20 protein-coding genes, 1 tRNA gene and 1 pseudogene are annotated in these 25,216 nt (G+C 66.4%); 10 read left to right on the top strand and 12 right to left on the bottom strand.

What is annotated here, in order from left to right:
• A pseudogene (locus tag KBW95_RS11390) lies at nt 1-264 on the bottom strand (hypothetical protein); the annotation flags it as partial.
• 178 nt (nt 265-442) lie between these two features.
• Between KBW95_RS11390 and KBW95_RS11385 the strand changes: the two are divergent.
• The 5 genes from KBW95_RS11385 to KBW95_RS11365 all read left to right on the top strand — a co-directional run bounded on the left by KBW95_RS11385 (nt 443) and on the right by KBW95_RS11365 (nt 7,740).
• Nucleotides 443-2,725, top strand: a complete 2,283-nt coding sequence (locus KBW95_RS11385; RefSeq protein ID WP_211528293.1) for a CHASE domain-containing protein — start codon at nt 443-445, stop codon at nt 2,723-2,725.
• A 174-nt stretch (nt 2,726-2,899) separates the two neighbouring features.
• Nucleotides 2,900-4,918 (top strand): TonB-dependent siderophore receptor, encoded by a 2,019-nt coding sequence (locus tag KBW95_RS11380; protein WP_229429688.1) that lies wholly within the window; start codon nt 2,900-2,902, stop codon nt 4,916-4,918.
• 31 nt (nt 4,919-4,949) lie between these two features.
• On the top strand, nt 4,950-5,429 hold the full coding sequence (locus KBW95_RS11375) for a YfiR family protein (RefSeq protein ID WP_211524604.1): 480 nt from the start codon (nt 4,950-4,952) through the stop codon (nt 5,427-5,429).
• On the top strand, nt 5,426-7,282 hold the full coding sequence (locus tag KBW95_RS11370; RefSeq protein ID WP_211524603.1) for a bifunctional diguanylate cyclase/phosphodiesterase: 1,857 nt from the start codon (nt 5,426-5,428) through the stop codon (nt 7,280-7,282). The genes KBW95_RS11375 and KBW95_RS11370 overlap by 4 nt, the downstream gene beginning before the upstream one ends.
• A gap of 59 nt (nt 7,283-7,341) precedes the next feature.
• The gene (locus tag KBW95_RS11365; RefSeq protein ID WP_211524602.1) at nt 7,342-7,740 is read left to right on the top strand and encodes a YbaN family protein; all 399 of its coding nucleotides are present in this window, start codon (nt 7,342-7,344) and stop codon (nt 7,738-7,740) included.
• A gap of 3 nt (nt 7,741-7,743) precedes the next feature.
• Here the strand turns inward: KBW95_RS11365 and KBW95_RS11360 are convergent, their stop codons facing one another.
• On the bottom strand, nt 7,744-8,112 hold the full coding sequence (locus tag KBW95_RS11360; protein ID WP_211524601.1) for a hypothetical protein: 369 nt from the start codon (nt 8,110-8,112) through the stop codon (nt 7,744-7,746).
• A 154-nt stretch (nt 8,113-8,266) separates the two neighbouring features.
• On the opposite strand from KBW95_RS11360, the gene KBW95_RS11355 reads away from it, so the two are divergent.
• The 4 genes from KBW95_RS11355 to nth all read left to right on the top strand — a co-directional run bounded on the left by KBW95_RS11355 (nt 8,267) and on the right by nth (nt 11,766).
• On the top strand, nt 8,267-9,085 hold the full coding sequence (locus tag KBW95_RS11355; RefSeq protein WP_211528292.1) for an isocitrate lyase/phosphoenolpyruvate mutase family protein: 819 nt from the start codon (nt 8,267-8,269) through the stop codon (nt 9,083-9,085).
• Between the two features lie 91 nt (nt 9,086-9,176).
• The gene (locus KBW95_RS11350) at nt 9,177-10,142 is read left to right on the top strand and encodes an MBL fold metallo-hydrolase (RefSeq protein WP_211528291.1); all 966 of its coding nucleotides are present in this window, start codon (nt 9,177-9,179) and stop codon (nt 10,140-10,142) included.
• Nucleotides 10,143-10,281: 139 nt separating this feature from the next.
• The gene (locus KBW95_RS11345; protein WP_211524598.1) at nt 10,282-10,974 is read left to right on the top strand and encodes a PEP-CTERM sorting domain-containing protein; all 693 of its coding nucleotides are present in this window, start codon (nt 10,282-10,284) and stop codon (nt 10,972-10,974) included.
• Between the two features lie 126 nt (nt 10,975-11,100).
• On the top strand, nt 11,101-11,766 hold the full coding sequence (nth, locus tag KBW95_RS11340; RefSeq protein WP_211524597.1) for an endonuclease III: 666 nt from the start codon (nt 11,101-11,103) through the stop codon (nt 11,764-11,766).
• Between the two features lie 19 nt (nt 11,767-11,785).
• Here nth and KBW95_RS11335 read toward each other — a convergent pair whose 3' ends face one another.
• Nucleotides 11,786-12,910 carry a mandelate racemase/muconate lactonizing enzyme family protein gene (locus KBW95_RS11335; RefSeq protein WP_211528290.1) on the bottom strand — a complete coding sequence of 375 codons (1,125 nt, stop codon included), beginning with the start codon at nt 12,908-12,910 and terminating at the stop codon, nt 11,786-11,788.
• A gap of 192 nt (nt 12,911-13,102) precedes the next feature.
• Between KBW95_RS11335 and katG the strand changes: the two genes are divergently transcribed.
• Nucleotides 13,103-15,364, top strand: coding sequence for a catalase/peroxidase HPI (gene katG, locus KBW95_RS11330; protein WP_211528289.1), 2,262 nt, complete (start codon nt 13,103-13,105; stop codon nt 15,362-15,364).
• Nucleotides 15,365-15,418: 54 nt separating this feature from the next.
• On the opposite strand, the gene KBW95_RS11325 is transcribed toward katG, so the two are convergent.
• From KBW95_RS11325 to KBW95_RS11285, 9 genes are all read right to left on the bottom strand, one after another.
• On the bottom strand, nt 15,419-15,964 hold the full coding sequence (locus KBW95_RS11325; RefSeq protein WP_373888789.1) for a TadE/TadG family type IV pilus assembly protein: 546 nt from the start codon (nt 15,962-15,964) through the stop codon (nt 15,419-15,421).
• Between the two features lie 52 nt (nt 15,965-16,016).
• Nucleotides 16,017-16,496: a TadE/TadG family type IV pilus assembly protein gene (locus KBW95_RS11320; protein WP_211524593.1), complete on the bottom strand. Its 480-nt coding sequence runs from the start codon at nt 16,494-16,496 to the stop codon at nt 16,017-16,019.
• The gene (locus tag KBW95_RS11315; protein ID WP_211528287.1) at nt 16,493-17,965 is read right to left on the bottom strand and encodes a pilus assembly protein TadG-related protein; all 1,473 of its coding nucleotides are present in this window, start codon (nt 17,963-17,965) and stop codon (nt 16,493-16,495) included. Before KBW95_RS11315 ends, KBW95_RS11320 begins: the two co-directional genes overlap by 4 nt.
• A 322-nt stretch (nt 17,966-18,287) precedes the next feature.
• Nucleotides 18,288-18,366: transfer RNA gene (locus tag KBW95_RS11310), tRNA-Ile, on the bottom strand.
• Between the two features lie 117 nt (nt 18,367-18,483).
• A complete protein-coding gene (gene rpoD / locus KBW95_RS11305) occupies nt 18,484-20,739 on the bottom strand; it encodes an RNA polymerase sigma factor RpoD (protein WP_211528286.1) in 2,256 nt (751 codons plus the stop codon).
• Between the two features lie 218 nt (nt 20,740-20,957).
• On the bottom strand, nt 20,958-22,754 hold the full coding sequence (gene dnaG, locus KBW95_RS11300; RefSeq protein ID WP_211524578.1) for a DNA primase: 1,797 nt from the start codon (nt 22,752-22,754) through the stop codon (nt 20,958-20,960).
• A 280-nt stretch (nt 22,755-23,034) separates the two neighbouring features.
• Nucleotides 23,035-23,484, bottom strand: a complete 450-nt coding sequence (locus tag KBW95_RS11295) for a GatB/YqeY domain-containing protein (protein ID WP_211528285.1) — start codon at nt 23,482-23,484, stop codon at nt 23,035-23,037.
• A gap of 132 nt (nt 23,485-23,616) precedes the next feature.
• Nucleotides 23,617-23,829 (bottom strand): 30S ribosomal protein S21, encoded by a 213-nt coding sequence (gene rpsU / locus KBW95_RS11290; RefSeq protein WP_005665410.1) that lies wholly within the window; start codon nt 23,827-23,829, stop codon nt 23,617-23,619.
• Nucleotides 23,830-23,925: 96 nt separating this feature from the next.
• Nucleotides 23,926-25,143 carry an NAD(P)/FAD-dependent oxidoreductase gene (locus KBW95_RS11285; RefSeq protein WP_211528284.1) on the bottom strand — a complete coding sequence of 406 codons (1,218 nt, stop codon included), beginning with the start codon at nt 25,141-25,143 and terminating at the stop codon, nt 23,926-23,928.
• Nucleotides 25,144-25,216: the final 73 nt, after the last annotated feature.

Below are 25,216 nucleotides of genomic sequence, written 5' to 3'. Positions count from 1 at the left end.
GGGGGGGCGGGGGGGGCGGCCCCCCCCCCCCGCCCCCCCCCCCCCCCCGGGCCCCCGGGCCGGGGCGGCCCCCCCCCCCCCGGCGCCGCGCGGCACTTCGAGCAGCAGCTCGTGGCTGCCGCCGCCGAGCGGGGCCAGCGCGCCCCACAGCAGGCCGAGCACAAGCCCGGCCGCCAGGCCGGCCAGCGGCCAGTGGCGCCGCAGCGCGGGAGGCAGGGCCGCCATCATGCGCGCGCCTGCGCCGGCGCGCCCTGCAGCGCGCATCGTTTCATCTCAAAAAGTTGCATTGCGTAAACATGCTGTCATAATACTTCATTGTTAAACACGAAACTTGCGTGCGCCCCGTCGGTACGAGCTTGCGTATGCTAACCAAATCCGCGCGTTTCCGACTAACTCTTCCGCCACGGCCCGCCCGCGTGCGCTTATCGATGCCGCCAGCCTGATGCCCCAAGCCGATCCCACAGCCAGCCCCGCCTCCCGGCTTCCCCTGCCGGGCTCCGGCCATGCGCCCCTGCTGCTGGCGATGATCGTGTTCCTGGTGACGCTGTTCGCGACCTACAGCGCCTGGGAGAGCGCGCGCCGCAGCGCCTGGGAACAGCTGCGCGAGACCTTCGACTACCGCACCCGCGACATGGGCTACAGCATCGAGCGCCGCATGGCGGTCTACGAACAGGTGCTGCGCGGCGCGCGCGGCTACCTGCGCGGCTCGGTCGCGCTCAGCCGCGCCGACTTCGCCGAGTACTACCGCACGCTGCGTCTGGACCAGTACTTCCCCGGCCTGGAAGCGATCGGGATCGCCACCGCCATCCCGCCCGGCGGCTTGGCGGTGCACGAGCGCGGCGTGCGCGCCGAAGGCTTTCCGCACTACGCCGTGAGCCCGGAAACGCCGCGCGACACCTATACCGCGATCGCCCACATCGAACCCTTCTCGGGCCGCAACCTGCGCGCCTTCGGCTACGACATGTTCAGCGAGCCGGTGCGGCGCGCGGCCATGATCGCCGCCCGCGACAGCGGCCAGGCCGCCCTCAGCGGCAAGGTGGTGCTGGTGCAGGAAGGCGCGGGCGGCAGCCAGGCCGGGGTCCTGATGTACCTGCCGGTCTACCGTAAAGGCATGCCGGTGGCCACCGTCGAACAGCGCCGCGCCGCCATCGCCGGCTGGGTGTACGCGCCCTTCCGCATGAACGACCTGATGCGCGGAGTGAGCGGCATCGCCGTGCCCCAGCTCGAGATCGCGATCTACGACGGGGAGCAGGCCGTGCCGGACGCCCTGCTCTACCAGTCGCCTTCCACGCGCAGCGGGCCGGCGCCCTTCGAGCGCACCCAGCGCCTGGCCATGGGCGGGCGTACCTGGCTGGTGGCGATGCGTCCCGACGCCTCGCTGCTGGCGACCCTGGACACCACGCGCCCGCTCCTGATCGCGCTGACCGGCACCGGCCTGGGCTTCCTGCTGGCCCTGGTGGTCTGGCTGCTGGCCACCGAACGCCGCCGCGCCCTGCAGCTGGCCGAGGGCATGACCCACGAGCTGCGCGAATCGCACGACCGCATCGCGGCCGAGCAGCAGCGCATCCGCGTGATCCTGGAAAACGCCTACGACGGCTTCGTGGCCATCGACGAGGCCGGCCGCATCACCGACTGGAACGCCCAGGCCACGCGCATCTTCGGCCTGGCCGCCGCCGACGCCATCGGGCGCCCGGTCGAGACCCTGCTGCCCGAGCCGCGCCGCGCTGCCTTCCGCGCCGGCTTCGAAGGCTTCCGGCGCGGCGGCCCCTGCGCGCTGCTGGGACCGCCGGTCGAGACCGAGGTGCTGCACGCCAGCGGGCGCCGGGTGCCGGCCGAACTGGCGGTGGCCCTGCCGCCGGACGGCGGCGCGGCCGGGGCCAGCGTCTTCGTGCGCGACATCACGCCGCGGCGCGAAGCCGAGGCGCGCGAGCAGCAGCGCCAGCAGCGCCTGGACGAAGCGCGCGAAGGCCTGGCGCGGGCCCAGAAGCTGGAGGCGGTCGGCAAGCTCACCGGCGGCGTGGCCCACGACTTCAACAACATCCTGCACATCATCAGCGCCAACGTGCAGCTGATGCTGCGCGCCGAAGGGCCGATGAACAAGAAGCGCCTGCACAGCATCCTCGACGCGGTCGACCGCGGCGCCAAGCTGGCCGGCCAGCTGCTGGCCTTCGCGCGGCGCCAGCCGCTGCATCCGACCGTGGTCGACGTGTCGCAGCTGCTGGAACGCGTCGACAGCCTGCTGCTGCGCGCGGCCGGCGACAGCATCACGGTCGAGCGCAGCGCGCCGCCGGAATTGTGGCCGACCCTGGTCGACCCCAACCAGCTCGAGAACGTGCTGCTCAACCTGGTGATCAACGCGCGCGACGCCATGGACGGCGCCGGCACCATCGCCCTGCGCCTGGCCAACGTGACGGTCGACGCCGAGGCGGCCCAGGCCGATCCGGAATTGACACCGGGCGACTACGTACGGGTGGAGGTCAGCGACACCGGCCAGGGCATGCCGCGCGAAGTCATGGAGCGCGCCTTCGAACCCTTCTTCACCACCAAGCCCGAGGGCAAGGGCACCGGCCTGGGCCTGTCGATGGCGCACGGCTTCGTGCGCCAGAGCGGCGGCCATATCCGCCTGGCGAGCACGCCGGGCCAGGGCACCACCGTCACCATCTACCTGCCACGCCACGTGGCGCCGGCGCTGCGCGGGACGGCCGAGGCCGAAGCCGGCGCGTAATCCCTGCCGCACCCAGGACGCACGACCGAGGCCGCCGCCTTGTTGTTTTATATTGACAAAAGCGGTAAACACGATGCCATTTTATTTCCCTCTGTTATCATCTGCTGACAAAAGGAAATATCACCAATTCTAACCAAATCGGGCAGCGCGCCGCAGCCGGGCCGCTGACGTGGTATGCGCTCACTTGTCCGTCCCCTTCGCTTCTCGGCAGTACCTGTGCCGGCCGCCGCCGTCCTCCTGCTGGCGGGCGTGCTGGAAACGGTTCCGGCTGCGGCTGCCGCTGCTACGGACCCGCCGGCGCTGGCCGAAGTCCCGCTCGAGGCGCTGATGGGCATGAAAGTGGTCCAGGCCGCCTCGAAATTCGAGCAGCTCATCAGCGAAGCGCCCGCGGCCGCCAGCGTCCTGAGCTCCAACGACATCCGCGCCCACGGCTGGCGCACCCTGGCCGATGCCCTGGCCTCCCTGCCCGGCCTGTATACCACGGACGACCGCAGCTACAGCTACCTGGGCGCGCGCGGCTTCCTGCGTCCGGGCGACTACAACAGCCGCTTCGTGCTGATGATCGACGGCGTACGCACCAACGACGCCGTCTACGACCAGGCCATGCTGGGCAACGAAGGTCTGGTGGACATGGACATGGTGCAGCGCATCGAGTTCATCCCCGGCGCCGGTTCGGCCATGGCCGGGTCGAGCGCGCTGTTCGGCGTGATCAACGTGGTCACCCGCGACGGCAATGCGCTTGCCGGGCCGCGCATGGCGCTGGCGGCCGGCAGCCACGGCGAACGGCGCCTGCGCACCAGCTACGGCTGGCACGGCCAGCAGGGCGCCGACATCCTGCTTTCGGCCAGCGTCCTGACGCGCCAGGGCGAGACCCTGTACTACCCGGAATTCGATACGCCCGAGCAGGGACACGGCGTGGTGCGCGCAGGCGACGGCGAACAGGCGCGCCAGTTCCTGTTCAAGGCCAGCTATGGCGGCTTCACGCTCTCCGCCAACCACGTCCACCGCCGCAAGGGCACGCCCACCGCGTCCTACGGCACCCTGTTCGGCGCTCCCAACCGCACCATGGATGCGCACAGCGTGGCCCAGCTGGCCTATGCGCGCACGCTGGCGCCCGGCCTGGCGCTGTCCGCCCAGGCGCTGTGGGGCAAGGCCGACTATCTCGGCCACTATTACTATGCCGGCCCACAGGACAACGTCGACGGCGACCACGCGCGCTGGTCCGGCCTGAACCTGCACGCCACGCTCACCCGCATCCCCGGCCACAAGATCCTGGCCGGGATCGACCTGGAGCACGATGCGCGGCGCGACCTGTTCAACTACAACACAAGGCCCTACGCCCTGCTGCTGGACGAGCGCCGCTCGGCCGACAAGCGCGGCGTGTTCGTCGAGGACGAGCTGCGCCTGGGCGAGCGCGTGCTGGTCAACGCCAGCCTGCGCCACGACCGCCACAGCACCGGCGCGCGCAGCACCAGTCCGCGCCTGGCCCTGCTCTACCGGGTGGCGCCCGGCAGCACCGCAAAGCTGATCTACGGCACCGCCTTCCGGGTGCCGAACGCCTACGAGATGTACTACCACGTGGAAGACGAAGGCGGCCAGCTGCCCAATCCGGACCTGGCGCCGGAGCGCATCCGCACCCTGGAGACCGTGTTCGAGCACGCCTTCGGCGCCGGCGGCCACGCGCGCCTGTCGCTGTTCACCTACCGCATGCGCGACCTGATCTCGCAGCAGCAGGACCAGGCCAGCGGCCTGCTCATCTTCCGCAACATGGAGCGCGCCGAGGCGCATGGCCTGGAAGCCTCGGCCGAGCAGGTCAGCGCCAGCACGGCGCGCCTGCGCGCCAGCTATACCTGGCAGCGCGCCGTCGACGGCGCCGGCCAGCCGCTGCGCGCCTCGCCGCGCCACCTGCTCAAGCTCAACGGCGTGCTGCCGCTCCTGCACAACCAGGCGCGCCTGGGCGGCGAATTCCAGTGCCAGTCCGCGCGCCTGGCCGAGCGCGGGCGGGCGGGCGGCTACTGCGTGGCCAACCTGACCCTGTCGAGCACGCGCCTGCTGCCCGGCGCCGACCTGTCGCTGAGCGCCTACAACCTGTTCGACCGCCGCTACGCCGACCCGGCCGGCCCGGCCTTCGTCCAGGACACGCTGCAGCGCCAGGGCCGCACCTACCACGCCAAGCTGGCGTTCGGGTTCTGAGATGCGGCGCGGCGCGGCAGGCTTGGCACTGATGGCGGCAGGCCTCCTGCTGGCCATCCCCTGCCTGGCGCCGGCCCAGGTGCGCGACGTCGACATGAAGGCCGCCTACATCTACAACTTCGCCCAGTTCACCACCTGGCCCGAGGGCCGGGCCCGCGCCCCGCTATGCGTGTGCGCCGACCGCGCCAGTGTGCTGTGGCCGGCGCTGCAGGCCTATAACGGCAAGCCCGTGAGCGGGCGCGCCTGGCAGGTGCTGGACGCGGCCGCGCGCCCGGGCGCGGCCGGCTGCGACATGCTGGTGCTGGGCCGCGCCGCCGAGGCCTTCCCGGCGCCGGGTGTGCTGACGGTGCGCGACGGCGCCGCCGCCGGCGCCCATGCCGGGACGGCGGCCACGATCACCCTGATCGACGACGACGAGCAGCTGCGCTTCGACGTCGACACCCGCGAAGCCACGCGCAGCGGCCTGCGCGTGAGCTCGAAACTGCTGCGACTTGCGAGGAACGTCTTATGAATCCCGGCGCCACCCGTTTGCCGCGCATGGCGCGCATGCTCGGCGCCGGCCAGCTGCTCGCGGCCGCCGCCGCCCTGAGCGTGGTCGGCGGCACCCTGCTGGCCTACCAGTTCGTCACCCTGCGCCACGGCCTGCAGGCCGACGTCGGGATCCACGCCCGAGTGCTGGCCGAGAACATCTCGGCCCCGCTGATGTTCGCCGACCGCGAAGCGGCGGGCGACATCCTGAACGCCTTCAAGGCCGACCCGGCCCTGGTCGACGCCGTCGTCTACGACCAGGGCGGACGCGAATTCGCCGCCTTCCGAAGCAACACCAGCGCGCCCGGCACCCTGGCCCAGCTGGCGCCCGCCTGGTTCGGCCCGGTGGTGCTGCAGCAGGAGATTGTCTACCGCGGCCGGCCGCTGGGGCGGATGCTGCTGCGCGCCGAAACCGGCGCCATCTCGACCGCGCTGCAGAACTACGGCGCCCTGTTCGGCCTGGCCTCGGCCGGCGCCCTGCTGGCCAGCGCATTGATCTCGCGCCGCAGCCGCATGCGCGTGGCGCGCGCCGAGGCCAAGCTGGCCTATCTCGCCTATACCGACCCGGTCACCGGCCTGCCGAACCGGCGCTGCGGCCAGGAAGCGCTGGACGCGGCCCTGGCCCAGGCCGAGGACAAGCGCGGCTGCGCCGGCCTGATCCTGATCGACCTCGACAACTTCAAGGTCGTCAACGACAGCGCCGGCCATGCGGCCGGCGACCAGCTGCTGCACGAAGTGGGCGTGCGCCTGCGCGCGGCGGCCCGGCCCGGCGACCTGGTGGCCCGCTTCGGCGGCGACGAATTCATCGTGATCGCGCGCACGCTGGCCTCCAGCGCCGAGCTGCGCGGGATCGCCGAGGCCCTGATGGAGGCGCTGCGCCGCCCGGTCCAGCTGGACGCCCTTGAAGTGATCGTGACCGGCAGCGCCGGCACCTGCGTCTTCCCCCACGACGCTGCGACCGCGAGCGAATTGATGTGCAATGCCGACGCCGCGCTGTACCACGCCAAGGGCGGCGGGCGCAACCGCGTGGGCGAATTCCAGCCGGCCATGATGCACGCCACCCAGCGCCGCGCGCGGCTCGAGCGCGAGCTGCGCCGCGCCCTCGATACCGAGGGCCTGGCGGTGTTCTACCAGCCGCAGTTCGACTGCGCCACCGAGCGCCTGGTGGGGGTGGAGGCGCTGCTGCGCTGGATGCATCCGGAGCACGGTTTCATCGGCCCGGACGAGTTCATCCCGATCGCCGAGGAATGCGGGCTGATCGTCGAGATCGGCCGCTGGGTGCTGGAGCGCGCCTGCCGCGATGCGCTCGACCTGGGCCGGCGCTGCGGCGAGCCGCTGCACGTGGCGGTGAACGTCTCGGCGCGCCAGTTCCGCGAGAAGGATTTCGTGCGCGACCTCGAGCAGATCCTGTCCCACACCGGCCTGCCGCCGGGGCGGCTGGAGCTGGAGCTGACCGAAAGCATGCTGATGGAAGACCGCAGCGCCGCGATCGAATTCATGCACGCGGTGCGCGCGCTGGGCGTGCGGCTGTCGATCGACGATTTCGGCACCGGCTATTCCTCGCTGTCCTACCTGCAATCCTTCCCGATCAACCAGCTCAAGATCGACCGCAGCTTCGTGCGGCCGCTGCCGGAATCGGGCCAGATGCTGGCCGGCGCGGTGATCGGCCTGGCCCACGACTTCGGCCTGACCGTGGTGGCCGAGGGCGTGGAAGACCGCGCCCAGCTGGGCTGGCTGCAGCGCGCCGGCTGCGATTACGCGCAGGGCTACCTGCTGGGCCGGCCGATGCCGCTGTCGGCCATCCAGGAACTGGCCGGATCGGTCGAGGCGGCATGAACGCTGTCCGCCCTGCGTGCGAACGCGCGCACGGCGCGCGCCGAATGCTAGAGTAAGGCATGCGACTGTTCTACAACATTGCCGGCGTGCTGGCGCTGGCGCTCGGGATCCTGGGCATCTTCCTGCCGCTGCTGCCGACCACGCCCTTCCTGCTGCTGGCCTCGGCCTGCTTCGCGCGCGGTTCGGAACGCCTGCACCGCTGGCTCCTGTCGCACCGCGTGTTCGGCGACTACCTGCGCAATTTCGAGGAAGGACGCGGCATTCCGCGCAAGGCCAAGATCGTCGCCACGGCGCTGCTGTGGCTGTCCCTGCTCGGCGCGATGCGCCGCATCGACCACCTGGGGCTGCAGGCGCTGCTGCTGGCGACCGGCATCGCCGTCAGCACCTACATGTGGCGCTACCTGCCCACCTTGCGCCAGGCCCCGCCTGCGCCCCGGGAACCGTCCGGCGGGGCCTGAACCTCAGCACACCTTCACGAAGCGGCCGTTCCGGTCGACAGGATAGCTGAGCACGATGCGATCCTTGTCCGGGTCGGGCAGGAAACGCAGGCGCACCGAGCCGTCGAGAGAACGGAATTCGTTGCGCTCGACTTCCTGCAGCCGCACCGGCCTGGAGCGCCCGAAGTCGGCGACCAGCCCCTGGCTCATGCTGCGCAGTTCGACGCGCTGGCCGTTGGACAGGGCGAATCTTCCTTCCATCTGCCCGGTATCCTGCGGACTGACCACCACCGTCGGTATCGACGACGAGCCCATCTGTTCACACACACCTGCCTGCGCGCCGGCCGCGCACAGCCACGCCGCGGCAGCGGCGAACCCTGGCTTGATTCTCATGATGCCTCCTGTTGTCAGTCATGAGCCTGGCCGCCCCGATGGCGGCCTTCTCGTTTTCTGTGACCGCGCCGGGAACAGGGAGTTCGCTCTCCTCCAATCAGGGCCTTGCAATCATGGCATCATGCAGGGAATGAACACCAACAAGGAGAACACGATGTCCGACAGCCTGGATCGCCAATTTATCGAACTGCACGAACAAGGCCTGCTGTTGCTGGCGAACTGCTGGGACCCGGGGAGCGCCCGCATTGCCGCCCGGGCCGGCGCGCCGGCGCTGGCGACCAGCAGCGCCGCCCTCGCCTGGTCCCACGGCTACCCCGACGGCGGCAAGCTGCCGCCGCACCTGCTGGTGGAAACCGCCTCGCGCATCGCCGCCACCAATCCCCTGCCGCTGACGGTCGACATGGAAGACGGCTACAGCGACGACCCGGACGAGGCGGCGCGCGTGGCCGACGAACTGATGGTGGTGGGCGTGGTCGGGATCAACATCGAGGACGGCGCCGGCACGCCCGAATTGATGTGCGAGAAGCTCGCCGCCATCCGCCGCGCCGCCCAGAAGCGCGCCGTGAGCCTGTTCATCAACGCGCGCTGCGACGTCTACCTGCGCGGCCTGGCGCCCGAAGGCGGGCGGGTGGCGGCCGTGCTCGAACGCGCCGCGCGCTACCAGGAAGCCGGCGCCAGCGGCCTGTTCGTGCCCGGCCTGCGCGACCCGGGCGAGATCGCCGCCATCGTGGCCGGGACCTCGCTGCCGCTGAACGTGATGGCCGTCCCCGGCCTGCCCCCGCTCGCGCAGCTGCGCGAACTGGGCGTGCGCCGCCTGAGCGCCGGCTCGGCCATCGCCGAAGGCATGTTCGGCTATGTCAAGGGAGTCACCGAGCACTTCCTGGCCACGGGCACGCTCGACGCCCCGCCGGCGGGTCCCGCCCGCTATTCCGAGCTCAACGCGTGGATGGAAGGTCCCGAGGGCGCCGCCTGAACCGGGGCGGCGGCTTTGCTGAGCGGGCTCGCGCCGGGACGCCCATCTTTTCCGGATAATGGATCGTCATGACATAGTGGGCAGACTAGCTATGGAGCTCCTGTTTCTCGGCACTTCCTCGGGCACGCCGACCCGGCAGCGCAATATGTCGGCGGTGGCGCTGCGCATGCGCGGCGCGCGCCCATGGGTACTGGTCGATTGCGCCGAAGGCACCCAGCACCGCCTGCTGCGCGCACCGCTGTCGCTGGTGCACCTGCAGGCGGTGTTCATCACACATTTGCATGGCGACCATTGCTACGGCTTGCCGGGGCTGCTGGCCAGCGCCGGCATGCTCAACCGGACCGAGCCGCTGGTGCTGGTGGGGCCGGCGCCCCTGCGTCCCATGCTCGAATGCATCATGGAATCGACCCAGCTGCGGCTGCCCTATCCGGTCTCCTACCTGCTTCCGGAAGAGCTGCCCGATGCCGCCGTGCTGCCGGAGTTCAGGGTCAGCGCCGCGCCCCTGTCGCACCGCCTGCCCTCCTATGCCTACGGCTTCACCGAGGCGCGGGTGGAACGCAAGCTCGACCTTGAACGGCTGAAGGCGGACGGCGTTCCGGCTTCGCCGCTGTGGGGCGAACTCCAGCAGGGCCGCGACGTCGCGCTGGCGGACGGCCGCCGGCTCGCCGCCGAAGACTACCTGCTGCCGGGGCGACGGCCGCGCACTGTCGTCATCGCCGGCGACAACGACACGCCCGAGCTGCTGGCCGCGCAGGCGCATGGGGCCGATGTGCTCGTACACGAGGCGACCTACACCCAGGAGATCCTGGACAAGGTGGGGCCGGGACCGCAGCACAGCTCGGCGCTGAAGGTGGCGCGCTTCGCGGCCCAGGCGGCGGTCGGGAATCTCGTGCTCACCCACTTCAGTCCGCGCTACCAGGAAGGCGACGGCCCGCTGTCGGTGTCGGCCATCGAGGCCGAGGCGCGCACGGCCTATGACGGTCCCCTGTTCCTGGCGCGTGACCTGGATCAGTACGTGCTCGACCGCCAGGGCGGCCTGGAGCGCGGGATCAGTTGATGGCCCCCGTGGTGTCGACTTTCTTTACACTCTGCTGGCGCTTAGCATGCTGTATTTATAAGAATCAACTACTTATTTGTTTGGCATGCAAATTGCTAAATGGAATCCTCAATTACCTCAATAACAATTAGGGATTCCCATGAGCAACTTCAAGTTCGTCACCACCCTCTCCCTGCTGGCTAGCCTTGCCCTGCCGATGACGGCACAGGCCGGCGTCGTTCCTACTGGCATCCAAGCCGGCGTTAGCGCCGCCACCGTTACAGGCTGGGGCTGGAAGGAATGCCACCGTTCGGCGGTCAATGCGTCGAGTGCGATCGCCAACGTGCTGGATGCCTGCCAAGGCACGCACCTGATGATGGGTTTTGCAAGCGCCGCGGGCCAGTACGACATTCTCGGCGCGGGCAGCTATGCTGCGGTGACCAAGATCACCTACGCCGACCATACCTCCGACAACAACGGCGCCAAGCTGGATAACTGGTCGAATGGACTGAATTTCTACCGTACTGAGGGTTACGGGTCCTGGGGCTTCACCACCAACAAGATCACCGAACTGTACAGCGCCGACATCTTCCTGCGCAATGGCGTGCAGGTGGAGTTCGGCAAGGCCGAGGGCGAGCTGTCGAAGGGGCTGTCCTTCCACGTTTACAACGGCTCCCTCACCTCGGGCTGGTCGTACAACTTGACGGGCAACGATATTGTGTCGATGTACAGCGGCGACCGCGTCTTCCTGTCATACACCGAAAAGAGCGCCGATGTGCCTGAGCCGGGCATCCTGGTGCTGATCGGTATCGGCCTGGCCGGCGCCGGCATCGCTCGCCGTCGCAAGGCTTGAATTTCTTTCCGTTTTCCCTAGCCCGCTCGATGCGGGCTTTTTTTTCGTCCTGTGCGGCCGGGGACAGAAGGCCATCGCCGCCTTGGGTATGCTCGGCGGACCGTCACGATGACCGGAGGCAGGCGCATGGACAAGCAGCCATTCGATATCGGCGTGGCGCTCGGGCGCATCGAGCAGGCCGTGCAGCCCTGGCCGAAGGCCGCCCTCTTCCAGCTGGCCGAGGAAGGCTATACCTCGGTGTTCGAGCAGTTACTGGCTTGCATCATCTCGATCCGCACCTATGACGAGGTGACCTTGCCGGTCTCGCGCACGCTGTTCGCACGAGCGCGCACGCCGGCGGCCATCGCCGCATTCTCCTGGGAAGAGCTGGACGGCTTGATCAATCCCAGCACCTTCCATGAGCGCAAGGCCAAGCAGATCCTGGTGATCGCGCGCCAGGTGGAAGAGGCGTTCGGCGGCGTATTGCCCGGCGAACGCGAGGTGCTGCTGTCCTTTGCCGGTGTCGGCCCCAAGTGCGCCAACCTGGTGCTGGGTGTCGCCTGCGGCATCCCGGTGATCAGCGTCGACATCCATGTGCACCGGGTGACCGGGCGCTGGGGCTATGTGAAGGCGTCGACACCCGAGAAAACCCTGCTGGCGCTGGAAGCATTACTGCCCGAGCAATTCTGGATCGACATCAACCGCTTGCTGGTGCCTTTCGGGAAGCATATCTGCACCGGGAACCGGCCGCGCTGCTCGACCTGCCCAGTGCTGGACATGTGCCGGCAGGTCGGCGTGACGGAACATCGCTAAGTCCGCCTGCAACGCCCTGCTATATCGCGACCCGGTAATCGCGAATCACATCCGCATCCGGTTCGAGCCCGAGCCCCGGGCCCGGGGGGACGGCCAGCGCGCCCTGCACGGGGATGCCCGCGGCGCCGTACAACTGCGCTTCCAGGTCGAAGTAGCGCCACTCGACCAGTGCATGCCGGTTGCCGAGCGCGGCGCTGGAATGGACGCTGGCGAGCAGGCCCGGGCCATCATAAAACGTGTGCACCATGACGGTGGCATGGTGGGCGCTGGCCAGGGCGAATACCTTGCGCAACTCGGTGATGCCCCCCATTTTTGCCGGACTCGGCTGAACGAAATCGACGGCTTGAGCCTGCAGCAAATGTTGGAACTCCATCAGGGTCGATGCGTTCTCGCCGGCGGCGACCGGAATGCCGCCCTCTCTCCGCACCCGTGCCAGGCCATCGTAGTCTTCGGGCGGCCATACCGGTTCTTCCAGCCAGTGAAGCTTGTAGTGGCGAAGCCGATCCGCCATGTCCAGTGCTTCGCGCACATCCCATGGGCAATTCACGTCGAGCGCGATGTTCACTTCCTCTCCGGCTTCCTCGCGTGCGGCCCGCACGCAATCGACGCGGACTTCGTGCAGCTTGATGTGGCGGTAGCCCTCATCCAGCGCGCGCCGGACGTTCTGCCTGACCAGCTCGGGATCCGAGTAGCGGATCAGGCTCGCATAACAGGGCAAGCTGCCGGCCCCGGCGCCTCCGAGCAGCTGATGGACCGGTTGCCCCGCCGCCTTACCGGCAATATCCCACAACGCAATATCGACCGCCGACAGGCCGAACATGATGGGTCCGCTGCGCCCGAACAGATGGAACGCCACCTGCAGCCGATGCATCAGCTGGCCGATCAGCGCGGCATCCTGGCCGATGCACAGCGGTGCGACGAGGTGGTCGATGGCCGCCTTCACGGCCGGGACGGCGGTCAAGCCGAAGCTCTCTCCCCATCCGGTCAGGCCCTGCTCGGTCGTCACCTTGACGATCAGCGCATCGACCGCCTTCATCCCTCGCCCGCCCCATGGTCCGGCATCGGGACGCCCGCCTGCCGAAAACGGAATTCGCAATGGAATGGCGTCGATTGCGACGATGTTTCTGCCGGCATTGGTGTCCATGCTGTCCCTCCTGGCGACGAATTTCAGCATAGCCGGAACCGGCAGCCGATGACAGGGAAGAAGCGGCCCGGGATGGCTGATGCTATCGGCTTCATTAATAGAATTTGATTGTGCCGCGACCGATGCTGGCCTAGGCTAGACCTGCTTTTGACAAAACATCTACAACGCAGTCGCTAGCCGATGGAGACCGTTATGTCCGACAAGGAAAACACGCAAAGTGTCAGTGAAAGCGAGAACCCAGCCATTCCCTCCCCGACACCGAAAGCCGGCCGCCCGCGACGCAACAAGGACTGGTGGCCGAACCAGCTCGACCTGTCGGTGCTGCACACCCATTCCCACCTGTCCTGCCCGCTCGAGGAAGATTTCGACTATGCCGAGCAGTTCAAGCGCCTCGACGTCGAGGCGCTGAGGCAGGACCTCATCGCCCTCATGACCACCTCGCAGGACTGGTGGCCGGCCGACTATGGCCACTATGGCCCCCTGTTCATCCGCATGAGCTGGCACGCCGCCGGCACCTACCGCATCGCCGATGGCCGCGGCGGCGGCGGCGAAGGCCAGCAGCGTTTCGCCCCGCTCAACAGCTGGCCGGACAACGCCAACCTCGACAAGGCGCGCCGGCTGCTCTGGCCCCTCAAGAAGAAATATGGACAGGCGATTTCCTGGGCCGACCTGGTGGTCTTGGCCGGCAATGTAGCGATGGAATCGATGGGCTTCAAGACCATGGGCTTCGGCTTCGGCCGGCCGGATGTCTGGGAGCCGGAGGACATTTTCTGGGGCCCCGAAGACACCTGGCTGGGAGACGAGCGCTACAGCGGAGAAAGGGAACTCGCCAAACCGCTCGCCAACGTGCAGATGGGCCTGATCTACGTGAATCCCGAAGGCCCCGGCGGCAAGCCCGATCCCCTGGCCGCCGCCCGCGACATCCGCGAAACCTTTGCGCGCATGGCGATGAACGACGAGGAAACGGTGGCGCTCATCGTCGGCGGCCATACCTTCGGCAAGACCCACGGTGCGGCCCCGGCGGTCGGCAATGTCGGCGCCGAACCCGAGGGTGCGCCGATCGAGCAGCAGGGGCTCGGCTGGCACAACCGCTTCGGCACCGGCAAGGGCCCGCACACGGTCACCAGCGGCCTCGAAGGCGCCTGGACCAACAATCCGGTCAAGTGGGACAACGGCTTCCTGGAAAACCTGTTCAAGTACGAATGGGAACTGACGACCAGTCCTGCCGGTGCGAAGCAATGGACGCCGAAAAATCCCGAGGCGAAGGGAACGGTGCCGGACGCCCACGACCAGGCCAGGCGGCACGCGCCGATGATGCTGACGACCGACTTGTCGATGCGCGAGGATCCGGTCTACGCACCGATTGCCAGGCGCTTCTTCGAGAATCCGGACCAGCTCGCGGATGCCTTTGCCAAAGCCTGGTTCAAGCTGCTGCACCGGGACATGGGGCCGCTCTCGCGCTACCTGGGGCCCTGGGTGCCGGAACCGCAGCTGTGGCAGGACCCGGTGCCGCCGGTCGACCACGCGCTGGCCGACGAGCAGGATGTCGCCGCGCTCAAGCGCACGATCCTCGGCACCGGCCTGAGCATTGCGGATCTGGTGTCCACTGCATGGGGCGCCGCGGCCAGCTTCCGCGGCACCGACAAGCGCGGCGGCGCGAACGGCGCGCGGATCCGCCTGACTCCGCAGAAGGATTGGGAATCCAACGAGCCGGCGCGGCTGACGAAGGTGCTGGCGGCGCTCGAACAGGTGCAGCGCGACTTCAATGCGTCCCAGTCCGGCGGCAAGAAGGTGTCGATGGCCGACCTTATCGTCCTTGCCGGGTGCGCCGCGGTCGAGGAAGCGGCCAGGCAAGCCGGCGTGGAGATGACGGTCCCGTTCACGCCGGGGCGCACCGATGCCTCGCAGGAGCAGACCGATGTGAACATCTTCGACGTGCTCGAACCGCTGGGCGACGGGTTCCGCAACTATTTCCGGGCCGACGATCCCCTGTCGCCCGAAACCCGCCTGCTGGACCGGGCCAACCTGCTCAAGCTGACTGCGCCCCAGATGACGGTACTCGTGGGCGGCATGCGTGCCCTGGGTGCGAACCATGGAGGATCGAAGCATGGGGTGTTCACCGGGCGGCCAGGCGTCCTGACCAACGACTTCTTCGTCAACCTGCTCGACAGCGGCACGGCGTGGCGGCCGTCGGCGTCGGACAAGAACATCTATGAGGGCAGCGACCGGGCGACGGGAGCGCCGAAGTGGACGGCGACGGCCGCGGACCTCGTCTTCGGCGCGCATTCGCAACTGCGGGCGCTGGCCGAGGTCTACGCAAGCGACGATGCGAAGGAAAAATTCGTGCGCGACTTCGTGTCCGCCTGGAGCAAGGTCATGAACCTGGACCGCTTCGACCTGCTGGCCAAGCGCCGCCCGCGTCCCGCGCTTGCCGAGAGCGACCCGGCGATATGAGCATCATGTAGCCAAGGGATGGCCAGGCTTGCGCAAGGCCATCCCGCAGGCCCATCACGGGCATGCGCACGGAACGCCGGCAGGCATCCCCAAGGTCTCGGCAGTGACGATCGTCATCGATGCCGGCAATCCGAATGAAAACGGCAGCAGCGGCACCAGCGTGCGGTAGACCACCGGCTCGCAGTCGTCGGCGCCGGCGGTCTGGCACACGCGGACGCGCACCAGGCGGATGCAGCGATCGCTGTACGGATCCCCCAGGCAGTTTGCAAAGTTGGCGGCCGGGCTGGCAGGCAAGGAGCCCGAGGGAATCGGCTTCATGGTCATGCTCGTCCCGGTCCGCTGAATCCACATATAGTCGATCACGATGTGCCCGTCGGTCACCGGTTCCGCGAGGGTCAAGAATCCCGGCGAGTCGCGGAAAATGGCGCGTTCCCGTACCCGCTGCATCGCCGCCGCATTGCTGAAGTCGGTGTTGGTGGCCAGCGCGGCTGCGCGGCGGGTCACTTCCTGCAGAGTATTGATGACGTACATCGCGCGCGCCACTTCGACGATGCCGAAGAACAGCAGGAAGAAGACAAGGGCAATGAGCGAAAACTCCACGGCAGCAACGCCTTGCTGTTTTCCGCGGCCCGGCCGCAGCCTGACAGGTGGTTTAGTTGCCCGCATAGCGCATCGTGACGTCTGCCGTCAGGAGCAGTCCGTCTTCTCCAAAGAGTGGGTCGGTGATGAAGCCGAAAATCTCGTCGCGCACGCGTATCCGCACCACGACCCGCACCATACTTGGAATGCTCAGTCCGTCGCAGGGGACGCCATCGCACTGGGCGGCGGCCGCTGCGCCGACGAGTCCGGGCCTGATTTCATCGAGTTCAGCATTGGCGATGGCTCTTGCAAGGGCCGCGACGCCGGGTTCCGCGCCGCCCGTGGACGCCTGGATTTCCATCCGGCTGGCCTGGGTCAGGAAACGGGCGCCGTCGTGCGCCGCCTTTTCCGCCACGCTGTAGTACCAGAAGATGCGGGCCAGAAAAAATGGGACGGCAAGGAACAAGATCAGTACCGGCAGGACGATGGCCGTTTCGACGGCGACACTTCCCTGTTCCGTCCGCCGGAAACATCGCCTGAACGATCGCTTCATGGGTATAACCTCACTCGGGCGCGCAAAGTCTGTTCTTCCGCCAGTCCGGCGAACTCGGCGTATAAATGGGTATCGTCCGCCAGTACGGTCATGAAAAACCTGCCGATCCCCTTGACGGTCGCGCTGCTGCCGGACACCGGGCAGGAGAGCAAAGGCACATTCAACACGCGCCTGTCCCGCACGCCGGTGCGGCTGGGCGCCGTGGCATACGAGGGGCCGCCGTTCTGATAAGGCGTCGATGCCGGATAGCCGTTTTTCGCCTTGGGCTGTCCCGGGGTATATAAATCCTTCCAGCTCGACGTCGTGAAAGCGACGTAGCCGCCAGAGGGCATCGGATCCGCATATCTGACTGCCTTGGCGTAGGACCACAGCGGCCCGTAATCTTCTGCCGCGGTGCCGGCTGGCGACGGATAAGGCCCAGCCACCGTCCAGCGCTTGCTGTTGGCCAGATCCGCGTACACAACCGATGCCTGCTCTTTCGGGGCCGTGTCCATCCAGGAGACGCTGCCATCATTGAATTTATACGGCTTCACGTTTCTGTCAGGCGGGGCAGTATCGGGACTGCACGGCGCCGTATAGGAATCGAAGCGCGAATTGAATTGCTGGTAGTAGTCGCTGAGGGGAAATGGGGACGACACGGAAATCCGTCCTCCCGTAACCCGTGCAATCCCCATCATTCCGGTACAAACGGAAGGGGCGACCGTATCGAAATCGTCGGGCAAGCTAGGCGTGGCGCCGGGACCGGTGTAGGGATGAATCAGGAAGCTCTGCCCTGTGCCCGTGGCCTCCGGGTTCAGCTGCATCAGATCGTAGCTCACGCCGCGCCGGAATCCGAACTCCTCCAGCTCGCCGTTACGGTTGCGCTTTTCATCCTCGTGCATCGCACAGATGCCAAAAGGCACCACGGCGACGGCTGTCGGGCCGGCGACGGCGCGTGCGCCTGTCGACGCGATGACCGCGTCTCCGGCGACAACAGGCAGGAACAGCGTGTGCACTTGTCCGTAAGACGCATCGAGCTGACTGGTATCGATCTGGACGTAGAGGAGACCGTTGGGAACGCTTTTCGAGGCCGCTTCGCCGGCCGACAGCCAGGGCCCGTCCGGCGAGGCAGCGAACTTGATGGCGTCGTCCGTCCAGTCCATCGCCTCAGGAACATAGCCGTAGCCGGGACCGCCGTAGACGACGGGGATCGCGAACAAGGCGGCCGCCTTCTGCGCCGCCTTTGTCAGGCCCGACTTTGTGCCGTCGAGTTCGATTGCGGCGCTGATTGCGGCGGCATCGGCTGCACTCTGCAATTCCATCTTGCGGTTATAGACGCGGGAAAGGTCCAGGGCCAGGCTGCAGAAACCGCAGATGATGATGATGGCGCCGATCGCCATGACTGCCACGGCACCGCTTTCTCGAACCGGGCGCTTGAAAACCTGTCGATGATGAAAACGCATGCGAGGCGTGCCCTTGCTCGTGCCCATGCTGCTCCCTATGGAAACGTCCATGCTTGCCGGACCTATTGACCAGTCTAATGGTCGATGGATCTGGTCAATTGACGTTACACAATCGGCTGGGTTTTACGCGGCGGAGCACCAACGCCACAAGGAGGTGCAACCTGAGGCGAAGTCGTCGGGGAATCGTGTGGCGGGAATTTGGCGCCAGTGAAGAGGGTGCGGAACGCCGCGGTCATCGGTGCCCCGCTGATCACCGCAAGCCAATGAGCGCGCCGCTTGCCGAGCACAAAAAAGGTGCACAGAGCGCCTCAAGCACGGCGAGCGACGCCCTTAATTCAGCACAATGAATTGGTAGGCCTCCCCGGAGTCGAACCGGGCACCAACGGATTATGAGTCCGCTGCTCTAACCAGGCATGAGCTAGAGGCCCAGAAATCGGGACAGTGGAGAAGAACTCGCCACCGGCTCACCGGTGCGGAACCGGATGAGCAAAGTGGCGAGAGCATATTGCTTTTAGCGCAGGTCCGTCAAGGTTTAGCTGCTCTAATCAGCTGCTACCCTCCAGGAAACTCTTCAGCTTGTCAGAACGCGACGGGTGACGCAGCTTGCGCAGCGCCTTCGCCTCGATCTGGCGGATACGCTCGCGGGTCACGTCGAACTGCTTGCCCACCTCTTCCAGGGTGTGGTCGGTCGACATCTCGATACCGAAGCGCATGCGCAGCACCTTGGCTTCGCGCGGGGTCAGCGAGTCCAGCACATCCTTCACCACGCCGCGCATCGAGGCATGCAGGGCCGCATCCGACGGCGCCAGCGTGTTGTTGTCCTCGATGAAGTCGCCCAGATGCGAATCGTCGTCGTCGCCGATCGGCGTTTCCATCGAAATCGGCTCTTTCGCGATCTTCATGATCTTCCGGATTTTGTCTTCCGGCATTTCCATCTTGATCGCGAGGGTCGCCGGATCGGGCTCGGCGCCGGTCTCCTGCAGGATCTGGCGCGAAATCCGGTTCATCTTGTTGATCGTTTCGATCATGTGCACCGGAATACGGATCGTGCGCGCCTGGTCCGCGATCGAACGGGTGATGGCCTGGCGGATCCACCACGTCGCATAGGTCGAGAACTTGTAGCCGCGGCGGTATTCGAACTTGTCCACCGCCTTCATCAGGCCGATATTGCCTTCCTGGATCAGGTCGAGGAATTGCAGGCCGCGGTTGGTGTACTTCTTGGCGATCGAGATCACCAGGCGCAGGTTGGCCTCGGTCATCTCGCGCTTGGCCTTGCGCGCCTTCATTTCACCGGCCGCCATCTGGCGGTTGATGTTGCGCAGGTCCGGCAGCGGCAGCACGACGCGCGCTTGCAGGTCGATCAGGCGCTGCTGCAGTTCCTTGATGGTCGGGATGTTGCGGCCCAGGATCGCGCTGTAGGCGTGGCCGGCGTTGACTTCGCCATCCACCCATTCCAGGTTGGTTTCGTTGCCCGGGAAGACCTTGATGAAGTGAGCGCGCGGCATGCCGCAGCGGTTCACGGCCACGTCCAGGATCTGCTTCTCGATGTGGCGCACTTCGTCGACCTGGCCGCGCAGGGTGTCGCACAGCTTTTCGACGACCTTGGCGGTGAAGCGGATGCCCAGCAGTTCGTTGGAGATCGCTTCCTGCGCCTTGACGTAGGCCTTGGAGTTGTAGCCGTCCTTCTCGAAAGCCTTGCGCATCTTGTCGAATTGCTGGGCAATCTGGTCGAACTTCCCGAGGGCGGACACTTTCAGGGCTTCCAGCTGCTCGGCCGAGTAGCCGGCCGCGCCGGATGCGCCCGATGCTTCCTCTTCCTCTTCTTCCTCTTCCTCTTCGTCCTCTTCGTCTTCGTCCTCGTCATCGGTCGAGGTCGTGGCGACGGCGGTCGGCGAGGTTTGCTCGTCTTCGTCCGGGTCGACCATGCCGTCGACGATCTCGTCGATCTTGATCTCGTCCTTCTCGATCTTGCTGGCGGCGTCGATGATCTCGGCGATGGTGACCGGGCAGGCGGAGATGGCCTGGATCATGTCCTTCAGGCCGTCTTCAATGCGCTTGGCGATCTCAATCTCGCCTTCGCGGGTCAGCAGTTCGACCGAACCCATCTCGCGCATGTACATGCGCACCGGGTCGGTGGTACGACCGAAGTCGGAGTCGACGGTCGACAGCGCGGCTTCGGCGGCAGCCTCGGCTTCATCATCGCTCGTGACGGTGGCGACATTGTCGGACAACAGCAGGGTCTCGGCGTCAGGGGCGTGCTCGTAGACGGCAATGCCCATGTCGTTGAAGGTGCCGATGATGCCTTCGATCGCTTCCGGATCGACAATGTTGTCCGGCAGGTGGTCGTTGATCTCGGAGTACGTGAGGAAGCCGCGCTCCTTGCCCGACTTGATCAGGGCCTTGAGCTTGTTGCGGCGCAGCTCGAGCTCTTCCTCGCTGGCTTCGGTGTCGGACGAGAAGGCGTCCTTGAGCAGCGCTTTTTCCTTGGCCTTGCGGTCCTTGGCCTTGGCCTTGTCCGCGGCCTTCAGTTCGGCGCGCTCGACCGCGTTCAGTGCGGCGATCTCGTCGTTCTCGGGCGTGAATTCTTTGGGCTTGCGGCCACGGCGTCCCGGCACCTTGACGGACGGCAGGACGTAGCCGGACGTATCGATCGCGGCCAGGGCGGCCGCATCGGTCGTCTGACTGACAGGCGCCGGGTTCGCCGTACGAACCTCAGCCTTGTCTTGCGATTTTTCCACCTTGGCGGCGGATGCTCTCGTGGTTTTCGCAGCCACTTTGGTCTCGGGTTTCTTAGTTGGCACAGGCGCTTTCGATGTCACAACGACACTAACTTTACGATGGTTAAAGATAAAGTTTTGTTACCTTACATCACCCTGCAGGCAATCTTCCGTTGCCTCGCTAACTGAAACACCACGCCGCGATTGAACCAAAAATGGTTTCAACAGTTGCAATAGTTAGCGTTTTATTATAGCACGCACCCCTCTTTTTTCCAGTTGCGAACACTGGGGCTTGCCCAGGCTCATCGAGGGGACATGTCAGCGGCCGCTTCACGGGCCAGGACGTCCTGCTGAGCTGTAATCTCGCGATAGCGAGTACTTACCTGATCTGGGGTCAAGCCGGAAGAAAACAACTGGTTAAGTTCCTGTTTTAACGCATCCATCTTGATTTGGCGCACAGCGCTGAGCAGCCATATGCGGTCCGCATCGACTTCCGATTCCGGTTCCGCGCCGATCTCGGCGATCATCTGGTCGTACTCGGTGGTTTCCTCCGTCAACAGCTGCGACAGCGCCGCAAAAGTGCCGCCCTCGCCCAGCGCCTGGGCCGTGAGCACCAGGTGGCGCATGCGCTCGGCCGATTCTTCTCCGAAATGGTCGAAGGAAGCCAGGGCCGCCTCGTCCAGCAGCAGGGCCAGGTGCGGATGGGAAACCAGGATGCGCAATATCTGGCGCTCCAGCCCCACCGGCACCGGGCGGCCCTGGCGCGGCGGCGCACGGCGCGCGACCGACACTGGCTTGGACAACTCGAACAGGCTTTCGAGTTCCGCCGGCGTCGACTGGGTCATGCTGGCCAGGCCGCGCACGATTTGCAGGCGCAGCGCCGACGGGCTCATGGCCTGCAGCAGCGGCTTGGCCTCGAACTGGGCGTGGGCCCGGCCCTCGGGCGTGTCGAGGTCGTGCTCCTGAGTCACTTCGCGCAGCAGAAACTGCGACAGCGGCATGGCGTCGTGGATTTCCTGCTCGAAGGCTTCGGCGCCGCGCTCGCGCACGAAGCTGTCCGGGTCGTGCTCTTGCGGCAGGAACAGGAACTTGATGGTCTTGTCGTCGGACACTTGCGGCAGGCAGGCGTCCAGCGCGCGGCGGGCGGCGCGGCGGCCGGCCTTGTCGCCGTCGAAGCTGAAGATGACGTTGTCGGTCTGGCGCAGCAGCTTTTGCACGTGGGTGCTGGTGCAGGCGGTGCCGAGCGTGGCCACGGCCTGCGGGAAACCGAGCTGGGCCAGCGCCACCACGTCCATGTAGCCCTCGGTCACCAGCACGTAGCCGGCGTCGCGGATCGCCTGGCGCGCCTCGAACAGGCCGTAGAGCTCCAGGCCTTTCTGGAACAGCGGGGTTTCCGGCGAGTTCAGGTATTTCGGTTCGCCGCCGTCGAGCACGCGGCCGCCGAAGCCGATCACCTGGCCCTTGGTGTTCCGGATCGGGAACATCACGCGCTCGCGGAAACGGTCGTAGCGCTTGTGGCGGTTGCCCTCTTCGTCCACCTTGTCGATCACCAGGCCGGATTCGACCAGGGCCTGGGCGTCGTAGTCGGGGAAGACGGAGCGCAGATTGTCCCAGCCGCCGGGCGCGTAGCCCATGCCGAAGCGGGCGGCGATCTCGCCGGTCAGGCCGCGGCTCTTTAAATAGGCGATGGCGTGCGGCGCTTCGCGCAGCTGGGCGCGGTAGTAGCTGCAGGCCTGGTTGAGCGCGTCGGTCATGGCCAGCGACTGGGCTTGCTGGGCGGCGCGCTGGGCCGGCGGGATCTTGTCGTCGGCGTCCGGGACGACCATGCCCACATTCTGGGCCAGGTCCTTGACGGCGTCGACGAAGCCCAGGCCCGAGTATTCGATCAGGAAGCCGATCGCGGTGCCGTGGGCGCCGCAGCCGAAGCAGTGATAGAACTGCTTGGTGGGGCTGACGGTGAAGCTGGGGGATTTTTCGTTATGGAATGGGCACAGGCCCATGTAGTTGGCCCCGCCCTTCTTGAGCTGGACGTAGCGGCCGACCACGTCGACGATGTCGACACGGTTGAGCAAATCGGTAATGAAAGATTGCGGAATCACTTAGTTACTCAGTGTTTGTCTAGCCTCAGACTATACCGCAGCGCTCGCCGCAAGTTGACATGCAACAAGATGCAGGCCGGTGTGGGCCTGCTCGGAGCACGCTCGGGCGTGTTGCCAACGAGTTAGCGCATCCTCGTCGTTCCGGCGAAGGCCGGAACCTAAGTTAAGCGTTTCGATAGCTCATGCAACTTGGGTTCCGGCCTTCGCCGGAAGTCGTTACTGCCTGTGGCAGTGACGACGGTTTCGCTGCTAACTAAATACTATTACGCGCGCAGGCCTTTTAGGCGCCGGTCAATGCCTTCTTGACCAAACCCGACACCACGGTCATGTCCGCGCGGCCAGCCAGCTTCGGCTTGAGCACGCCCATCACCTTGCCCATGTCCTGCGGACCGACGGCGCCGGTGGCGGCCACGGCGGCGGCGACTTCGGCGGCGACTTCCTCGTCCGACAGGCCGGCCGGCATGTAGGCCGACAGGATAGCCAGCTCGCCCTTCTCGATCTCGGCCAGGTCGGCACGGCCGCCCGCTTCGAATTGCGAGATGGAATCCTTGCGCTGCTTGACCATCTTCTCGATCACGGCCACGACCTGGTCGTCGTTCAGCTCGATCTGCTCGTCGACTTCCTTGCGCTTGATCTCGGCGATGATCAGGCGAACGGTGGCCAGGCGGGCGCTTTCCTTGGCGCGCATGGCTGCTTTCATGTCGTCGGTCAGTTGTGCTTTCAGGCTCATGGATTCTCCGTATTCTGTTCGATGGGTATAAACGACAAAACCCGCCGCGGTGACAACCGGAGCGGGCTTGCTGACGTCAGCGACTCGCCGGGACAGGTCTCGCCGTCACCGGGTCCAGGCCACTGGACGGTCTTAGTACAGTTTCTTCGGCAGTTGCTGGCTGCGGATGCGCTTGTAGTGGCGCTTCACGGCAGCTGCCAGCTTGCGCTTGCGCTCAGCAGTCGGCTTTTCGTAGAACTCGCGAGCGCGCAGTTCCGTCAACAGACCGGTCTTTTCGATAGTGCGCTTGAAGCGACGCATAGCGACTTCGAACGGCTCGTTTTCTTTAAGGCGGATAGTGGTCATGTAAAAATCAAACCGTTGGATTTAGGGAAGAACGAAATTCTAGCAGCTTTTCCGTATCAGTAAAAGCTTTTATCAACTTGTGCCTGAATTACCACGTCATTGGGAAGCCAGCGCCAGGCCGGCCGCGACGCCCGAGGCCCAGGCCCACTGGAAGTTGTAGCCGCCCAGCCAGCCGGTCACGTCCATCGCCTCGCCGATGAAGTACAAGCCCGGCACCTTGCTCGCCATCATGGTCTGCTGCGACAGCTCGCGCGTGTCGACGCCGCCCAGGGTCACCTCGGCCTTCCTGTAGCCTTCCGAGCCGGTCGGCACGATGGCCCAGCGGTTGATGGCGTCGCCCAGCTTGCGCAGCCTGGCGTCCGGCATATCGGCCAGGCGCGCCCCCGGGTCGAAGCCGTTCCCGGCCAGCAGGCCGTCGGCCAGGCGCGCCGGCAGCCATTGGGCCAGCACATTGCCCAGCTGCTTCTTTTCCGTCTTCTTGGCGCCGATGAGGGTCTCGGCCACGTCCATATCGGGCAGCAGGTCGAGCACGATCGGCGTGCCGGGCTGCCAGTAGCTGGAGATCTGCAGGATCGCCGGGCCCGACAGGCCGCGATGGGTGAACAGCAGGTCTTCGCGGAACTGGCCGCGGAGGGCGCCCTTCCCTTTGCCGCTGCCAGTGCTGACGTCGACTTCGAGGGCGATGCCGGCCAGCGGGGCGAAGGGCTCCCAGCTAGGACCGTCGAAGGTCAGCGGCACCAGGCCGGGGCGGGTCTCGATCACGTTCAGGCCGAACTGGGTGGCGAGGCGATAGCCCAGGTCGGTGGCGCCGATCTTCGGAATCGACAGGCCGCCGGTGGCGACCACCACGCTAGCCACTTCCAGCTCGCCGCCGTCCGTGGCGACCGTGAAGCCGGTTTCGGTCTTTTGCACGCCGGCGATCTTGCAGGGCATGCGCAGGTGGACGGCGCCGGCTTCGCATTCGGCGCGCAGCATGGCGATGATGCGTTCGGACGAGTCGTCGCAGAACAGCTGGCCCTTGTGCTTCTCGTGATAAGCGATGCGGTGCTTCTTCACCAGGGCCAGGAAATCCTGCGCGGTGTAGCGCGACAGCGCGCTGCGGCAGAAGTGCGGGTTCTGGGACAGGAAGTTCGCCGGGCCGGCGTTGATGTTGGTGAAATTGCAGCGGCCGCCACCGGAGATGCGGATCTTCTCGGCCAGTTTGGCGGCGTGGTCGAGCAGCACCACGCGCTTGCCCTGCTGGCCGGCGACCGCCGCGCACATCATGCCGGCGGCGCCTGCGCCGATTACTGCTACGTCGTATTGTTTTGCCATGCTTGGGGTGGGGTGCGATTCGCCAAACCGGCCATTGTATACGGTTCAGGTGGGGGTGCGGAAGGTGGTGCGG

This window comes from Massilia sp. ZL223, from assembly GCF_018119395.1.
Lineage (GTDB): Bacteria > Pseudomonadota > Gammaproteobacteria > Burkholderiales > Burkholderiaceae_D > Telluria.
This window is presented reverse-complemented; position numbering and strand designations above follow the sequence as displayed.

What these genes read in the sequence shown, in the direction of transcription:
- KBW95_RS11385 (WP_211528293.1), top strand. Translation starts at nt 443, where the DNA reads ATGCCCCAAGCCGATCCCACAGCCAGCCCCGCCTCCCGGCTTCCCCTG.
- KBW95_RS11380 (WP_229429688.1), top strand. Translation starts at nt 2,900, where the DNA reads ATGCGCTCACTTGTCCGTCCCCTTCGCTTCTCGGCAGTACCTGTGCCG.
- KBW95_RS11375 (WP_211524604.1), top strand. Translation starts at nt 4,950, where the DNA reads ATGGCGGCAGGCCTCCTGCTGGCCATCCCCTGCCTGGCGCCGGCCCAG.
- KBW95_RS11370 (WP_211524603.1), top strand. Translation starts at nt 5,426, where the DNA reads ATGAATCCCGGCGCCACCCGTTTGCCGCGCATGGCGCGCATGCTCGGC.
- KBW95_RS11365 (WP_211524602.1), top strand. Translation starts at nt 7,342, where the DNA reads ATGCGACTGTTCTACAACATTGCCGGCGTGCTGGCGCTGGCGCTCGGG.
- KBW95_RS11360 (WP_211524601.1), bottom strand. Translation starts at nt 8,112, where the DNA reads ATGAGAATCAAGCCAGGGTTCGCCGCTGCCGCGGCGTGGCTGTGCGCG.
- KBW95_RS11355 (WP_211528292.1), top strand. Translation starts at nt 8,267, where the DNA reads ATGTCCGACAGCCTGGATCGCCAATTTATCGAACTGCACGAACAAGGC.
- KBW95_RS11350 (WP_211528291.1), top strand. Translation starts at nt 9,177, where the DNA reads ATGGAGCTCCTGTTTCTCGGCACTTCCTCGGGCACGCCGACCCGGCAG.
- KBW95_RS11345 (WP_211524598.1), top strand. Translation starts at nt 10,282, where the DNA reads ATGAGCAACTTCAAGTTCGTCACCACCCTCTCCCTGCTGGCTAGCCTT.
- nth (WP_211524597.1), top strand. Translation starts at nt 11,101, where the DNA reads ATGGACAAGCAGCCATTCGATATCGGCGTGGCGCTCGGGCGCATCGAG.
- KBW95_RS11335 (WP_211528290.1), bottom strand. Translation starts at nt 12,910, where the DNA reads ATGGACACCAATGCCGGCAGAAACATCGTCGCAATCGACGCCATTCCA.
- katG (WP_211528289.1), top strand. Translation starts at nt 13,103, where the DNA reads ATGTCCGACAAGGAAAACACGCAAAGTGTCAGTGAAAGCGAGAACCCA.
- KBW95_RS11320 (WP_211524593.1), bottom strand. Translation starts at nt 16,496, where the DNA reads ATGAAGCGATCGTTCAGGCGATGTTTCCGGCGGACGGAACAGGGAAGT.
- KBW95_RS11315 (WP_211528287.1), bottom strand. Translation starts at nt 17,965, where the DNA reads ATGGGCACGAGCAAGGGCACGCCTCGCATGCGTTTTCATCATCGACAG.
- KBW95_RS11295 (WP_211528285.1), bottom strand. Translation starts at nt 23,484, where the DNA reads ATGAGCCTGAAAGCACAACTGACCGACGACATGAAAGCAGCCATGCGC.
- rpsU (WP_005665410.1), bottom strand. Translation starts at nt 23,829, where the DNA reads ATGACCACTATCCGCCTTAAAGAAAACGAGCCGTTCGAAGTCGCTATG.
- KBW95_RS11285 (WP_211528284.1), bottom strand. Translation starts at nt 25,143, where the DNA reads ATGGCAAAACAATACGACGTAGCAGTAATCGGCGCAGGCGCCGCCGGC.